Raw genomic sequence first — 16496 nt, 5'->3', positions numbered from 1 at the left:
AAAAATCGTGAATTAAAGTTCTACAATATTAATTTACTATTGTGGTACTTTATACATTAGTAAGCTAGTTAATATTATATTTTTATAACTGTTCTCAATAACTAAATATTTTGCCATTAGTTGCTTTATTGTTTAGTTCTTTTCTTTTAAGTTCAAGTTCATAGTTTTCCTGACATAAATCTAATTTTTGTCTGTCAAACTTATTCAAGCAGATGGTATGTTTAACCCATATTATAACTGAGGCTTCACTCCTTCTTATACCAGAATAATTGTTTCAAGGATGACGTTTTTTGTGCAATTTTTCCATACCTTACTCATATCTATTTCTCGTTTATGACGAGAAAATAATTTTTGACTATTATGATAATTGATGATTTAGTATAGTTGCTTAAACTTTTACTAGACGATCATTTCATTAGCAATTCCTCCTTTGTTTCGTCTACAATTACTTAAAACATCTTTATTTTTTTGATTCAAACGCTAAGTTCACTTTTTTTTTGTTTTCAACTTGTTTATATAAATTACGTTAGTGGTTTGTTAAAAATCTGCGAACAAAAAAAATTATCTTGAGCTAAATCTCTGTTAATTAAGTTCTAGATTGTATCAATAGCTATAGTGAGAAATATTTCCACTAAATTTTACTATATTAAAGTTTCACTATTTTTTTCTGAATATAAATGCTGTTTCTATGATTGATCATAATAATATTAATATTAATAATATAGTTGAGTCTGAGGCAAAAACATTTACGAGAAGGCTTTTTTATAGCTTGACTTAGGATTATAAATATCCTTAGTAAATAATCTCCTTATACATTCACAGCAATAAATTTAATATTTAGTATATAGATTTACATTTGAGATATAAACATAAAGAGTTAATAAGACACTGTTTACTAATAGAAAAATACCCATCTAATTTGATAAATCATTTTAGTTTAGTCAAAAATAATACATATTAATCATAGATTCCAGGAAAGTAGGTTAATATATTAGTTTATTGAGAATATTATCTTGACTATATCTATCTACATATGTAGCACTAAATATTTAAGAGTTGAAAATATAATTAAACAAATAGCTAACTTACCAATAGGCAAAGACAGTAGATAATTACATAGTTTTTGCTAAGGCATAAAATGGCGATCTTGATTTGACAAATAACAAGGAAAAACTATAAGTTAAAATCAAATCATTACCTTAATCCTTTAATATATCTGGAAGCTCAGTTATTAAAAATGATTTAATTTAGTTACCAAATAATACTATTGTAATATATATTTTATATTTCTGTAATCTCCCTACTGTAGCTCTACTCTTTCTTGTACATATTTCTATCCAATTCACTGCAACCATGACCGTATGGTATTATATCTTAAACAATTTACTTCCATAAATTAATTTTTTATAGAAAATCCAAAGAGTTGACAAGCATTTTTGCTAGTTTGTGCTGCTAGAGTCTCGAATGTCACGCCTCTGAGTTCAGCAACTTTTTCGGCCACATATTTCACATAAGCAGGTTCGTTGCGTTTGCCCCGCTTTGGTACTGGCGCGAGAAATGGACAATCTGTTTCTACTAACAGGCGATCCTCAGGCACTATTTTAGCTGATTCTTGAATTTGTATAGCATTTTTAAATGTTACAATTCCACTAAAGCTAATATAAAATCCTAAGTCTAAAAACATTCTAGTTTCTTCTGGAGTACCTCCCCAGCAGTGCATAACCCCTCTGACAAATCCTTGATTTTCTTGGAAATCATCTAAAATATTGGCCATTGAAGTTGCTGCATCACGACAGTGGATAATTAATGGCTTGTTAAGTTTTTGGGCTATGGTTAATTGCTGTTCAAAAACAAATTTTTGTTGATCTTGATTGTTTGCTTTGTAATAATCTAATCCTGTTTCACCTATGGCTACTACTCTAGGATCTGATTTAGCAAACTCTTGAATTTGATTAGCCATACTAGATGTCCACTTTTCAGCATCTAAGGGGTGTAACCCAACTGCATAAAAAAGTTCTTGAAAGCGATCTGCTATGGCTTTTATACCAAGGAACTCCTGTGGTTCGACACAGGAGTGAACTAGGTGGACTACTCCTGCTTGTTGCCAACGTTGGCGGATTTCTTCCAGGTCAGAATTGAATACGTCAAAGTTAATATGGACGTGAGTATCAATTAGCTGGATTTGGCTTTCCTGGTTAATTTGACTCATCAGTTCTACTCAACTTACCCAAACTTACCCATGAATGATATCTTGAGCTTTGACAGCTCAGTTACTGTTTCACTTAATAGCACTAACTGCATTCTGTAATTTATCTTCAAGAGCTGGCTTAAAATTGGAGTGAATTCTACATTGACAAAAGATTTCATTTCAACTTGTTATATACTTGTGGTAATTAGTTAGACAGCTATCAGATTATAATATTACTTCAAATGTATAATTACCTTTCAATATCGTCCAACTATTTAATTTCAGTAGTTAGCCTCGAACTACAGTCACAGGTATATATGAGCAGTTAGAATAAATGTTAATGGACAAATGGTTGAAGTAGGAGTTTCTGAATGGCCTATTTGTCCCACAACCGCAACTTCAGCAGGATTTCAATTTAGACAATCAATACATTGTAGTTATTTTGAACTAAAACTGAAGCTAACTTCTCCCTAGAAGCGTAGCGTTTAAACCACTGGCAATTGCCTTTAAGAAGCTACAGAACCATCTGAAACTGCAGAATCTGGCTGACTTTTTTCGGCCATTAAATGTCTCTTGTAAAACCTAGCTAATCTAGCCTTTTTGCGAGAACCATTATTTTTATGTAAAACACCACGTTTCACAGCTTTATCAATTTTACTGTAAGCTTTTGACATCCGCTGCTCAACTTCTGTCTTTAATTCATCTGTGGGATTGGAGGCATAGTTTTCAACAGCAATGAAGTATTTTTTCATTAAAGTCCTAAGTGCGGATTTATAGCTTTTGTTCCTCAGACGGTTACGTTCAGCAACTTGGATACGTTTAATAGCAGACTTAATATTGGCCATGGTTTACTTTGACATCATAATATAATAATTAATTAGGGTTTGGCATCCTGGCGATGCCTTTCATATAACCCTTGTGTGTTCTCCGTTACAGCCGAAACACTCTTAATCTGGCGCAGGATTTAACGCATTACGCATTACATTGTTAGTTGCACAGTTTATGTTTCAGTGCCAGCAGCGCAGATCAATTTTTTCTCTTTGAGTCCCAAGGTCGCTCCAAAGCAAAGTAAGTCACCAAACTTAAGGCTTCCTTACTCAAAGCTAGTCTAGTATACAAAATATCTAGTTATCTTAGCATTTATTTTGTTACTACGCAAGGTATTATTACAAATTGAAAAAAGTTGCCTACTAGGTATAAATCTCAAGGTCTCTAAGCCAGAGAAGATTTCATCAAGTATTTCAAGATGCCAGTGTTGCGACTTCACGCTATAACAAAGAGTAATGGGTAATTTGGAAACAGGGAGAATTGTTTAACTTTTGCCCCTAGATAAAATTAGGGTCATTACAAGACAATTGGCGATGAGTAGGCATTTTATTTCTCACTTATCAGTTCAGTGTTTAACATTATATTAGATAATAGATAGTCTTAATGTTGATCCAACTCTTTTGTTTCTCAAACGACTCTCGCGCATCGCGAACTTTATTTTTTAGTTGGCATTCCTAATCTCTATGCTGCGAATAATTACTCAGTGGGTTGAGGCACAAGCTGAATTAAAACGCATCACAGAGCGTACCCACGATGATATGGCTATTCATAAAGAAACAACGGTGCGAGAAATTTTGCGCTCCGTTAGAGAACAAGGTGATGAAGCTCTGTTACACTATACTTCTGAGTTTGACCATATCACTTTGACTCCAGAAGAGTTAAAGGTAGGTGGTTCTGAGTTAGATGCGGCCTATCAGCAGGTAAATAAGGACTTATTAAGTTCAATTCGTTTGGCTGCTAAACAGATAGAAGCTTTTCACCGACAACGAGTTCCTAAGTCCTGGGTTCAGTTTGGTGATGATGAGGTGGTCTTGGGCAAACGCTATACTCCTGTCGATAGAGCTGGACTTTATGTTCCTGGTGGTCAGGCTGCTTATCCTAGCACAGTTCTGATGAATGCTATTCCTGCTAAAGTGGCTAAAGTCCCCAAGATTGTGATGGTGACACCACCTGCTCAAGGAAAAAAAATTAATCCTGCTGTACTGGTGGCCGCTCAAGAAGTAGGTATTCAAGAAATTTATCGAATTGGAGGAGCCCAGGCAATAGCTGCTCTGGCTTATGGTACAAAAACTATACCAAAAGTGGATGTGATTACTGGGCCTGGTAATATATATGTGACTTTGGCCAAGAAAATTGTTTATGGTACAGTAGGTATTGATTCTTTGGCTGGGCCTTCAGAGGTACTGATTATTGCAGATTCTGAGGCCAACCCGGTTCATCTGGCAGCAGATATGTTGGCTCAAGCAGAACATGACTCTTTAGCTGCTGCTATTTTATTGACTACAGATTCAGCACTAGCACGTCAGGTGGTGGTTGAGGTGGAACGACAACTCCAGGATCATCCACGTCGCACTTTGACAGAAAAGGCGATCGCCCATTATGGTTTGGTGGTTGTTGTTGAATCTCTGAAAGCTGCTGCTGAACTTTCTAATCAATTTGCTCCAGAACATTTGGAATTAGAAGTTTCAGATCCTTGGGATCTATTGGAAAATATTCGCCATGCTGGTGCTATTTTCCTTGGTTATTCAACTCCAGAAGCTGTGGGAGACTATTTGGCAGGGCCAAATCACACTTTGCCGACTTCTGGCGCTGCTCGTTATGCTTCGGCATTGGGGGTAGAAACTTTTATGAAGCATTCTAGTTTGGTTCAATATTCTCCTACTGCTTTACAAAAGGTTGCTTCTGCTATTGATGTATTGGCTACTGCTGAGGGTTTACCGTCTCATGCTAACTCAGTTAGATTGAGGATGAAAGCTCAGGATCAAGAACAACAAGAGTGGGGAAAACAAGAAACAATTAGTCAGGAAAATGACGGCAAAAATTTATAAATGATGCCAGATGACTCCCGTTAGAATCTTTAGATCGCGGGAGAATATGTCAGTCAAATATAGTATTTTCCAGTTTTAAGTTGGTAATACCCTAAGGTGACTTAGATGTTAATACCAATATTAAGGTTGGTAAAGTTTGCCTTGGGTTACTACGGTAGAAAGTCTGTCTGATGAGGGTGTTGCCGACAGTTTGGAGTGATGCAGTAAATAAACATTCAAATTTTGCTTTATTAAGTTTTTTTCTAAGTTTTATAGAGCAGATAAATTACTACTGAATTCACTCAAAGTTTACTGGGTTTCTTTTGAGAAACCTAAATTTTTCATTTCCTATTTCTCATACCAATTTAATCAAATAATGTGACAAAACTGTGTTTAGAAGGAACAGGGAACAAAGATTTGTAGGAAATATTTGTCCAAGTGGTATAATATTCTTTTATATGGCCTTTAAAACAATTATTGTAGCTCTTAGCAATTCACAGTCAGACTTAGAGCCAGTTATTCAAGCATTGACAGAATTTAACTTAACATTAGAAACGAAAGTGATTTTATCTCATGTGGTTGCTATGGAAAAATCTGATTTGGAAGTAGATAAACCTCAGTTGGATAGCGAAAAAATTTCTCTTGGGGAATTTGAAAAGCAGCTCAAATATTACCAAGAAGAGCTTCCTTGTCAAACTGAGATAGAAATTGTTATTGGCGATCCAACTGAAGAAATTGTTCGCTTATCTAATTTTTATGGTGCAGATTTAATTATGATTGGTAGTCGCGGGTTAAAAGGTATAAATCGGATTTTACAGGGGTCTGTCAGTAGTCAGGTTATTGCTGAAGCAAACTGCTCAGTGTTTGTGGTTAAACAGAGATAACTTACTACTTTTTTGTAAGTATGGCTTGCTGAATAAGTCTGAAAGCTTAATTCACCAAAGTTTTGAACATAATTCTTGATTAATCTCTTGGCAAGTTAGAAGCTTAATCCTTCAAAACTAATTCACAAGTTAAACTCTTAAGTTAAGATAAGGCATATATAATTTTTCTGTAGTCTAAAAAATCTCTCCTCTGCTAATTCATTGGGAAATTATAGTCATTTCAAATAAGGAAATAAGGAGAAAACACTTTTTGGGCTAAAACCTTTTTAAGGAAAGAAACACTCGTATCAATTTAAACTGAAATGACTATAATATAGATTTTTCAGATTATCTGTCAAACTATATTTTCATATTTTCAATCACACAAATTTTTTATTCATCTTCAACGGAATAATTTCAGGTCTAAATTCTCTCCTTTTCAGGAGAGGTAATTATTAATTATTAATTGTTAATTATTGAACTTTTCCTTCAAGTATTTATAGCGGTTTTCACTTCATGACTACAAAAGTTCTTCCTTCTCTCCTAGATAACTAAAGCCTTCTTCCTTTAAACCAAAATATCTGTACTCTAAAAAACATGAAAACTGGTATAATTCTCTATTCATATTTCAAATGTAAACTCTGTAGGAAGTGGAAATTTGAATAATTATAAATTACTGAAAATCAGCAATCAACTATACTAATCCTATTTTTTATATGTCAAATAAATCATAATTTCACATAGAAACAAATTTTAAGAGCTAAATCTCAAAAATGGAGAAACTAAAAAAATAAAAAATTTTATCTAACACAGAGAATTTGGGCTAGATAGGATTTGACAAATACTAGCATAAGTATGAAAATAAATTCTAAAATTTTCTAAAATTTACATTCTTGAAGTTATATAAAATTCAGACTCAATAAGACATATGAAAACTCTTTTCAAGCAGTCTATAGCTGCATTTACAACCTTAGGGTTATTGACTTTATCTTCTATTTTTCCAGCACAGGCCAATTTCTTTGACCAAAAAGAAGTGGAGCAGTCTAGATACATTGCAATTGCAGTCCCCCGTGCTTTTGGACCACAATTACTCATCTTGGAACAAAAAACCGATGCTAGAGAATGCTGGACTGAAAGTGGCGATCGCCCTACGTTAGTCGATCCACTATTACTAAATTTCGATTTTACAGGTATTTGTGGACGTGCTACTGACAGTAATGGTTATTCTATCCGAATGGCAGGTACTGATCTAGCCCTTGACTATGCTCTGTCTTTACAAATGAGTGGGGGTGATATACGACTGATGGGTATTTCTCGTGTTGATTCTAATGCACCACGACTACTAATTGGTAGAACTTATGGTTTGGCGAATGGGTTTACTAAGATTGTTCTTGAACCTGGGTGGCGGTTTGCTAAAAGAAGTTATCAGGGTAAAGAGTTAGGGCATATATATGTTACTACTGACTGGATGCCAACAGAGTTAGAAAGTTCTAATCCCAACTAGATGTATCAAAATTAATTGAAATTTAAAAAAGCGGTCATTAAAAATGACCGCTTTTTAATGCTCCTCAACACCACTTAAAAAGGAAAATGACACAAGAATAGTGTCTTAATTTGACTAGAGATTTTTAACAGAATTATTATTTAGAAAGAGCATCGACGACTGGCCGTGTTTCGTCTCGATGCTCTCGCTCATTCGCTCCTCACACGCTAGATAGTCTAACCTACTAAACTCGTTTTGTCACTACTTTCAGGAATTTTTTTTTGATAAATTTTGAAAGTCTTGCCTATTAAGAGTTTCACTGTTGGTCGAGCCAATCTAAAATCAAAGAGTTAACTATTGTGGGTCTTTCATCGTGGGCACAATGACCTGTATTTGGTATAGGTTTAAATTGAATAGATCCACTTTTGTCTGCTAAGTCTTGATAAATTTTTCCACCAGATATTGGTGTCCAAGGGTCGTTTTCTCCCCAGATGACTAACAATGGTGCTTGAATTTTTGGTAACAATTCGGAGGGATGAGGTCCAGCAGGTGCAGTGAGAATTGAAGCAAAAACTTTTTGCGCTCCAGCATCGCAAGAGGGACGATGGATTATTTCTACTAATTCTTCTGTGACGGCTTCTTTATTTATATAGACTTGTTTGAGAGTGTTACGGATACGATGTTTTTGACGGACTTGGTTAAAAATAAATGGTCCGAAAGCTGGGGAGCTGACTAATTTGGTAAACATTCCCATGATGAATCTTAGGGGCGGATTTAATTCTTGAGGTCTATGGTTTAAGCCTCCAGCACAATTGATCAAAATTCCTCCTCTAGAAATTTCTGGGTGGTCTGCTAGTATCATTAGGCTGAGTAATCCACCTATGGAGTTGCCAGCAAATATGGTGGGTTTTTGGATATGTTCACTCCAAAAGTCGTATAATAATTCTTGCCAAAGTTGAATATGGTAATTTATGGGTGGCTTAGAAGATGCTCCAAATCCTAGTAAGTCTAGGGCAAATACTTGATAGTTGGCAGCAGCGAGGGTGGGAATATTATTACGCCAGTGACCGATACAACCTCCAAAGCCATGGATTAAGATTAAGGGTTGTCCAGTTCCCATGACGGTATATTGGATTTGGTGGCTTTTCCAAGTCCAGGTATACTGGTCTAGTTGATTTTCTAAAGTTGGGTTTGCTGTAATTGTGTTCATTTTATAAACTTTTGTGAAGCTTCATAATTATCATAATAGAAAATAAGGAAGAGGGAAGGAGGAAGAAGGAAGAAGAAGGCTTTAGTTATCTAGAAAAGAAGGAATAAATATTGAAAAAAATGATAGATATAAGCAGGTACACAACATTAATTACACATCTATATAAGCTAAATTTTTTGCCTTATAGAGATTCCAGATAATTAGAATAGTTCATTAATTGATAATTGATAATTACCTCTGGTTAAAACCGTTACGGAATTGAATATCGGGAAATATCATTTCTTTTTTTACCCTGAAAAGGGGAGGCTTTAAACCAGAATTATTTAATTATTAATAATTAATAATTGGGTAAATAATTTTGTTTAGGTACTTAGCTGTCTAAAATGAATTGGATAGGCTATTTTTAACATTAACTAAATTTTCCTCTATTAATAATTTGATGGCTAACTATAATCCAGAGAAAAATTGACTTTTTAGAACTCTATTTTAATCGACATAAACAGAAATATACTCACTCTAAATAAAAACTCTAATTACAGAATATTTCATCAAATATTTGGCATTTACTTGTGGCATTTGTGATTACAAGCAAGATGCTTGTGCTACTTTATAAAAATAGTAATTAATTGTTAATTTTAGTGAAAAAATTTTGATGTTCGGCTAACTATAATTGAGGAAAAACTTGACTTTTTATAACACCATTTTCATTGATATAGCAATCCTCTAATCGGTTGTGGTATTTTGGGAGTAGTTAGGAGTCAGGAGTCAGGAGTGATAATTTTCAACGTTTTAAGCTCTTTTTAACTATTATAAAACTTGTTACGACCTATTTAGGATTGCTATAGAAACAGAAATATACTCATTCTAACTAAAAATTAGAATTACAGTGGATTTGATAAAGCGTGTGGAATTTGTGATTACAAGCAAGATGCTTGTGCTACTTTATAAAAATAGTAATTAACTGTTAAGTTGAGCGATAAAATTTTGATGTTATGAACTAGCTAATCTCTGTTTAAGTACATTTCAATACCTCAGCTAAATTTCTTTCTACTAAATATTTAACTGCTAACTATAATCCAGGGAAAACTTGACTTTTTATAATTCCATTTTCATCTAAAGAAACAGAAATATACTCACCTTCTGACAACTGAAACCGACTTAATTCTTGTTTGTAAACTCTCCAAACCAAATATTCTTTTACTCCATTGCGTTGATAAGCTTTTAATTTATCATGTAAATCATAAGCAGCACTACTAATAGCAACTTCAACAATTAATTCTGGCGCACCTTCTATATAATCATTCTCTTTTCTCCTTCAAAGGAGAGGCTTTAAACCTTAGTTGTTTGGTAAAATTTTAATGCAAAAAATTTCTGTAGCGCACATTAAGTATAGATAGTTAAGATGTTATGAAATCCCAGTCAAGCAAATATAAATTGGAGGGCAATGATGGGAAGCAAATGTGATTTTACTCAGATTAAGGTTGGAGACAACCTCTCTGAGGTTCAGTATTACTCCGTCACTAAAGTGCTAGAAGATGAGCTGGAGCTGACAAATGAGAGAGGGTATCAGATAACAGTGGCCAAGGGTATCGTAGAAGAAGGTATGTATTTTGCCCAACAATACGAGAAAGAGCAAAAGGTAAGCCGTACAGAGTTATGTGAGTTGTTGGAGAGTGCAGGAGATACTGTATTTACTGTTAACTTTCGCAAGAAAATCAAAGAAGAAGATGTCTTAGAGGCGGTTTTATCAACCCTGAAAGGACAGGAGTTAACTAGCCCACAGGCGCAAAAGCAGTTGAAAGCTTCTGTTAAGCAAGCGCTTCAAGGGGAGGAACGCACGCTTGTCGGGTATCTCTTACAGACAGAACCTAAGATGGGACGCAGCCAAGTCATCGATCTGGAGGCCGAAGGAGAGCATCGCACCCGCCTTGTGGATCATCGCACTATTAACTGGCTCATCCTCAAGAACATCAAATATTTGCAAAAGTAAGAAACAAGGCTTATGACTACGTTATACCAATTTCATAAAATATTGCTACAGTCACGGCACAGCTCATCTGGCAACAGGCAAAGAAAAAAATAATAAAAAAGAGGAAAAAAGGTTTGATTTTTAGAATTTATGGGATTTATCAAGCTTTTTATTCTAGGAATAAATCACAACTTAAGATGTAACTGCCTTTTTTGAATTTGGTATTAAAATAGCGCTTTTGAAAGTTATTTATAGTTAAGGGAACGCCATTTTCTAGAGATATTATTTTTGTTGTTTTAATAAGTTTTCAAGACAGATAAAAAATCACCAAAACAAAGATTATAAAATTGCTAATAAATAGACTTTATTTACCAATTGATAATGGATAATTAATTAAAATACTAAACTTTGTAATAAAGTCTTTTTTTGAGAGAATAGAAATGTAAATTTTTTCAATTTAATACAAAAGTTTTCAAACTAAATAATTATCAATTATCCATTATCAATTATCAATTATCCATTATCCATTATTCATTCTATCCTTAACCATCATTCGCACAACATCTGGCATTTTATAATTTGCTTTCCATCCTAATTTTTGTTCAGCTTTAATTGGATTTGCTCTACCTATAGAAATATCAGTAGGGCGATATAAACTCTCATCTACTTCTACATAATCTTGCCAATTTAATCCTACAGAATTAAAAGCTTCAACTACAAAATTTTGCAAAGGATAAGTTTCTCCAGTGGCAATTACATAATCATCTGCTTCATCTTGCTGCAACATTAAAAACATTGCTTCTACATATTCTGGTGCCCAACCCCAATCTCTTTGTACTGAAATATTTCCTAAGTTTAATTTATCGGTACTACCTTGAGCAATTTGACAAACAACTGAGACAATTTTTTGAGTTACAAAACGTTGTGGTCGGAGGGGAGATTCATGGTTAAATAAAATACCAGAACAAGCAAATAAATCATAAGCTTCTCGATAATTTGCTACTTCCCAAAAAGCTGTAGATTTAGCAACAGCGTAAGGACTTCTTGGGCGAAATGGAGTAATTTCTGTAGCGGGTTGACCGCCTGTATCGCCAAAACATTCACTAGAACTGGCATTATATAATTTAATTTTTGCTCCAGTAAAACGAATTGCTTCTAATAAATTTAAAGTACCAGTAGCGATACTTTCTAATGTTTCTACAGGTTGCTGAAAAGAGAGACCTACTGAACTTTGACCAGCTAAATTATAAACTTCATCTGGCTGATATTTGGTTAATATTTGTAAGACACTTCTAAAGTCATTTAAAGACATAGAGTCTAATTTTATTTGGTCACGAATACCTAAACGAGATAAGTTGTTAAAAGTAGACATTTGAGCATCTCTGGAAGTGCCACAAACGTTGTAACCTTTTTCTAGTAATAGTTTGGCTAAGTAGGAGCCATCTTGACCAGAAATTCCTGAAATTAATGCTGTTTTCATAATCTTTAAAGAATGAAGAAGGAAGAAGGAAAGTAAATGAGTCTATAAGATCGATACAGTTCAGTTAAGGATTTTTTTGGCAGTTCTATAATTTTAAGAGCTACTTTAAAAGTTTCATGCTATAGAAGTTTTTATCTTATCTGAATCGTATTGAATTATAGGGAATAATTTCATTAATAGATAATAAATAATTACTTCTGGTTAAAACCGAGAGGATAGAACCAAGTGCGGAAGTCTTATTTCTTTTTTCTCTTTCACAGGAGAGGCTTTCAACCCCTGGGGATTAATTATCAATTATCAATTATCAATTATCCATTATCCATTATATATTGTATCAATCTGGGATTGTTTCTGCGAGAATTTTTGCTAGATTTTTGAGATGAGCTGCATAGTTTGTTGTATTTTGATTGGGTAATATTTTTTCCTGGTTTTCTAGTTTTAATTTAGTTTTTTCTAGTTCTGTTTTAGTTTGTTGAAGTTGGGATTGATAGTTATTGATTTCTTCCTGATGTTTGGATAACTGAGATTGAGATTGTTCTAATTCTGCCTGTACTTCATCTAGTTGAAATTGAGTAATTTCTAATTCTTCTCGGGTATCATGTAGCTCGGAGTGAGATTTATCTAATTCTGTTTGACTATTTTCTAGTTTTGATTCGGCATTTTTAGCTTTTTCTTGATTTTGCTGAAGTTGAGATTGAACAGACGTTAATTGTTGGGAAAGTTCATCTCGCTCAGATTGGATTTTTTCTAGATCGGAGCGAGTTTTTTGTAATTCGGATTCAGCATTTATAGTTTTTTCTTGATTTTGCTGAAGTTGAGATTGAGCAGATGTTAATTGTTGGGAAAGTTCATCTCGCTGAGATTGAGTCTTTTCTAAATTTTCGCGATTTTGCTGTAGTTGTGATTCGGCATTTTTAGCTTTTTCTTGGCTTTGCTGAAGTTGAGAGTGGAATTGTTCTAATTCTCCTAAGATTTGGTCTCTTTGAGATTGGATATTTTCTAATTCTGTTTGAGTTTGCTGAAGTTGAGACTGAGTAGATGTTAATTTTTGAGAAAGTTCGTCTTTCTGAGATTGACTATTTTCTAATTCTGCGCAAGTTTGCTGAAATTGTGCCTCAGATGAAATACTTTTTCCTACTTCATCAATATCTATATCCCGAAAAACTGGCTGACTATTCCAAGGTTCAAAAGGTATAAGTTTTGCCGTGGAAAAGTGGGGGCGAAAGAAGTATTTTCCTGCTTCATTGAATAGACAAGCAGTAAAAGCAAAGGGAGTATTAGAAATAGCAACAAAATTACACTTACTCAATAAGAAAAAATTCAGATATTCTAGATTAACCTCTACTTCCAAATCTCGAACCGTTATAGGATTATATTCAGCAAAATAAACTAGGGGTATTTCCTCTAAATTATCGCTAGCAATAAATAGAACTGGTTCGTCTAAAGTTTCCCATAAACCATCTAACCAAATTTTATACCATTCACTAGGAGCAACCACAGAATTATTATTTTCATCTAAGTGTGATTGTAAATGTAAACCGATGATAGTTTTGCCACGAGAGTGCAACTTTTTCCAAGCAAATTTTACCAGAGCTTCTATTTCTGCTACAGGTTGAAATAAAGAACGAAAATATTCTTTGTGGGTAGCATAATACCTAGTATGATATAAAAATTCTCCTTGAATATCGACATTTTTCCAAACTTCTCCATTACCAGGGAAAATTTCATTATTATTCTCAACAACTACAGGCAAATCTTCAGAAATTTCTCTATCTTTATGCCCAAATAATTCTTGACCTACCCATGCAGGTGTCTCTACAGATAATCCATTTTCTTGAGCATATATTTTTAAGAAAGCATACTGAAAAATTTGATTCCCCAAGTTACCATTTTTGCCAAGAGTAGACATAGTAACTACTTGTTTTCTCACATAAAAAGCATCTCCCCAAGATGGGTGGAAAGGTTTTGCTTCTGCTACTCTACCAAAACCAGTCTGTGCTAAAAATTCATCAATTTTTTCTGCTAAAGCACAACCTTCATATAGTTCTTCATAATTAACTTTAGTGTAAACTGCATCTATATATTTAAGTAGATTAGTTGCTCCTTTTAATGCTAAAAGTTCTGCCCCTTGAATATCTAAGTTTAGGATATTAAAATCTGTTGGAGGCAGCTCTAATTCTTGTAACAAAGTATCCAGAGTTTTTGACTCAACTGTAAGTTGATGAGTTTCTTTAATATTTGGGTAAATATCTCGATAATATTTCAAGGGAAAAATAGAACTACTTTGAGCTATTGAGTTAACATATAATGTGACTTTGCCATTTTGATTAGTAATAGCATAGTTAACAGCTTGTACATTGACAGATGCTGTGGCAATATTTGCTTTTAACCTTTCAAATACTGTTGGGTTAGCTTCAATGAACAGAACTTTTGATATGTCTAGAGTTTGATAAAGTTTGATATCTTTACCATCATAAGCACCAACATGAATAATACCTCTGGGGGTGACTGACTTTTGTAAACAAAGGTTCTTTAAATCTAATTTCATTCTGATTAATACTTAAAGAGTTGACAGTTCAGGAAAAAATAAATAAATTGAGATACTATTAAAAGAAATCTTCAAGATAGGGAAGAAAAAGTTCTTGTGCAAAGCAAGAGCAAGTAGACAGAAGGTTAAGCATATTTGTTGAATTTAACCTCTGAAAGTATTTTAAGATTTAAAAGATTACTAAGAGGTATCTAAATCAGGATACTCTCCAAAGTATATTATTAATTATCTACTTAGTAAGTAAGAATGTCAAATTAAATAGAAAATAATTTTTCAGAGAGGAAGCCTTAATAGGGAAAAGAAAAAAATAATTAAACAATTTCTCTCCTCTTACCTATAACCTCTTCTTAGTTTGATATTTTTTTTCACATACTTACTTAATAATAAATACAATATTAGGGATTATTTTCTCGTAAGCATTCAGCTATTAGCAGTCAGCAAGCCTTCTGGATCGGAACTGGGTTAAAACCTAATAATGAATAATTTTTTATATGGTTAAAGGAGTATACTTTAGTAGTAAATTTTAATTTTCCTTAGAGACTAATTTCTCCTTGAGGATAAGTGAGATAATAACTTAATAACTGACAGCTAATAGCTGACGGCTGAATGATTACATTTTGTCTAGGATTTGATTAATCAATAATTTTTCAATATGGAATATATTTTAGCCTAATATACTAAAGAGTGAAAAAAATCTATATCCATACTTAACAGTGAATGTGTTAGAAAAACAGCAAAAAGCAGCAGAATATTTAGCTAAAGGTGAATTTGATGTAGCGCTAGCTCTATGTCATCAAATTATAGAGACAAAACCAGATTTTATTCCAGCTTATCAAACTATAGGAAATGTTTGGGAAACTCAGGGAAATTTAGAAGTTGCCCTAAGTTGGTATACTCAGGCATTAAAAATTCAGCCTAATTTAGCAGAATTATACAAAATTATTGGTAATTTATATTCTCGAAAAAAACAGTGGGATGAGGCGATCGCTTGTTATGAAAAAGCGGTTAAACTAGAACCAACTTTAATAGAAGTATATGAAAGGTTAGGGGATATTTTTCAACAACGTTATCTGGAAAATTTACAAGTAGCACTGAGTAATTATCGTCTAGCAATAGAATATTCTCCTGGGGATGAAAGTAATTACCATAAAATCTTAGAAATTCAGCCATATAATTCAGAAATATGTCGGCACTTGGCTAATACTTTATTTAGAAAAAATCAACTAGAGTCGGCAATTATTTTTTATAAAATTGCTTTAATAACTGAACCAGAAAATCAAGAAATTCATTTTAATTTAGGCAAAATATTGACAAAGCAAGGTGATATTGATCAAGCAATCTCTGAATATAAAATTGCTTTGGAAGTAGAGAAAAATAATCCAGATATTTATCTACAACTTGGCATGGTTTTGGCACAACAAGAAAGGTGGTCGGAAGCGATAACCTCCTATCGTCGTACTATTGAAATTAATCCTAAGTCAGATTGTGCTTATAATTATTTAGGAGAAGCTTTAACAAAAGTGGGAGAGTTGGAAGAAGGAATTTATATGTTTCAGCAAGCAATAAATCTCAATCCAACCTCACCTTTATTTCAGAAAAATTTGGGTGATGCTTTAGCAAAGCAGGGAAAAATAGATGAAGCAAGTGCAGCTTATAGTCGCGCCATTGAATTAGGATAAAAATATTAATAGGGATGGGGAATGTGGGGAGTGTTGGAGTATGGGGAGATGGATAAATTTATAATTATTTGTTGTAGTTTTGTAGAGGTAGTAATATTTTCATAAAAAGTCGAGTCGGCAAATAATTACTATTTCTGTTAAAGGAGGGAATTGGAGGATTTTTCTCTTCAGCTCTTCGGAATTTCCACCCTAAATTACTATCCTCAAATCACTATCTATAT

At 33.5% G+C, this 16496-nt stretch carries 11 protein-coding genes; 5 read left to right on the top strand and 6 right to left on the bottom strand.

From position 1 onward, the window contains the following. Positions 1-1396 precede the first annotated feature (1396 nt). Both ACP6PK_RS05095 and rpsT read right to left on the bottom strand, forming a co-directional pair. Positions 1397-2182, bottom strand: a complete 786-nt coding sequence (locus ACP6PK_RS05095; protein WP_094672774.1) for a TatD family hydrolase — start codon at positions 2180-2182, stop codon at positions 1397-1399. A gap of 512 nt (positions 2183-2694) precedes the next feature. Further along, the gene (gene rpsT / locus ACP6PK_RS05090) at positions 2695-3033 is read right to left on the bottom strand and encodes a 30S ribosomal protein S20 (RefSeq protein ID WP_094672773.1); all 339 of its coding nucleotides are present in this window, start codon (positions 3031-3033) and stop codon (positions 2695-2697) included. Between the two features lie 666 nt (positions 3034-3699). Between rpsT and hisD the strand changes: the two genes are divergently transcribed. The 3 genes from hisD (at position 3700) to ACP6PK_RS05075 (ending at position 7410) form a co-directional block, all read left to right on the top strand. Then, entirely contained in the window at positions 3700-5064 is a 1365-nt protein-coding gene (hisD, locus tag ACP6PK_RS05085; protein WP_426558328.1) for a histidinol dehydrogenase, read from the top strand. Positions 5065-5501: 437 nt separating this feature from the next. Further along, positions 5502-5927, top strand: coding sequence for a universal stress protein (locus ACP6PK_RS05080; RefSeq protein WP_426558326.1), 426 nt, complete (start codon positions 5502-5504; stop codon positions 5925-5927). 907 nt (positions 5928-6834) lie between these two features. Next, positions 6835-7410 (top strand): DUF3747 domain-containing protein, encoded by a 576-nt coding sequence (locus ACP6PK_RS05075; protein ID WP_426558324.1) that lies wholly within the window; start codon positions 6835-6837, stop codon positions 7408-7410. Between the two features lie 295 nt (positions 7411-7705). On the opposite strand, the gene ACP6PK_RS05070 is transcribed toward ACP6PK_RS05075, so the two are convergent. Both ACP6PK_RS05070 and ACP6PK_RS05065 read right to left on the bottom strand, forming a co-directional pair. Further along, the gene (locus tag ACP6PK_RS05070) at positions 7706-8599 is read right to left on the bottom strand and encodes an alpha/beta fold hydrolase (RefSeq protein WP_426558322.1); all 894 of its coding nucleotides are present in this window, start codon (positions 8597-8599) and stop codon (positions 7706-7708) included. Between the two features lie 1069 nt (positions 8600-9668). Continuing rightward, on the bottom strand, positions 9669-9857 hold the full coding sequence (locus ACP6PK_RS05065) for a Uma2 family endonuclease (RefSeq protein ID WP_426558340.1): 189 nt from the start codon (positions 9855-9857) through the stop codon (positions 9669-9671). Positions 9858-10043: 186 nt separating this feature from the next. Here ACP6PK_RS05065 and ACP6PK_RS05060 point away from each other — a divergent pair, with 186 nt between their 5' ends. Next, the gene (locus tag ACP6PK_RS05060) at positions 10044-10589 is read left to right on the top strand and encodes a hypothetical protein (RefSeq protein ID WP_426558320.1); all 546 of its coding nucleotides are present in this window, start codon (positions 10044-10046) and stop codon (positions 10587-10589) included. A gap of 499 nt (positions 10590-11088) precedes the next feature. Here ACP6PK_RS05060 and ACP6PK_RS05055 read toward each other — a convergent pair whose 3' ends face one another. Both ACP6PK_RS05055 and ACP6PK_RS05050 read right to left on the bottom strand, forming a co-directional pair. Further along, positions 11089-12048 carry a GDP-mannose 4,6-dehydratase gene (locus ACP6PK_RS05055; protein ID WP_426558318.1) on the bottom strand — a complete coding sequence of 320 codons (960 nt, stop codon included), beginning with the start codon at positions 12046-12048 and terminating at the stop codon, positions 11089-11091. 334 nt (positions 12049-12382) lie between these two features. Next, on the bottom strand, positions 12383-14596 hold the full coding sequence (locus ACP6PK_RS05050; protein ID WP_426558315.1) for an FkbM family methyltransferase: 2214 nt from the start codon (positions 14594-14596) through the stop codon (positions 12383-12385). Positions 14597-15309: 713 nt separating this feature from the next. Between ACP6PK_RS05050 and ACP6PK_RS05045 the strand changes: the two genes are divergently transcribed. After that, positions 15310-16275: a tetratricopeptide repeat protein gene (locus tag ACP6PK_RS05045; RefSeq protein WP_426558313.1), complete on the top strand. Its 966-nt coding sequence runs from the start codon at positions 15310-15312 to the stop codon at positions 16273-16275. Positions 16276-16496: the final 221 nt, after the last annotated feature.

Source organism: Dapis hubbardiae BLCC-M172 (genome assembly GCF_050016015.1).
GTDB lineage: Bacteria > Cyanobacteriota > Cyanobacteriia > Cyanobacteriales > Microcoleaceae > Trichodesmium.
The sequence above is the reverse complement of the archived record's forward strand: the minus strand, read 5'-3'. Positions and strand labels throughout refer to the sequence as shown.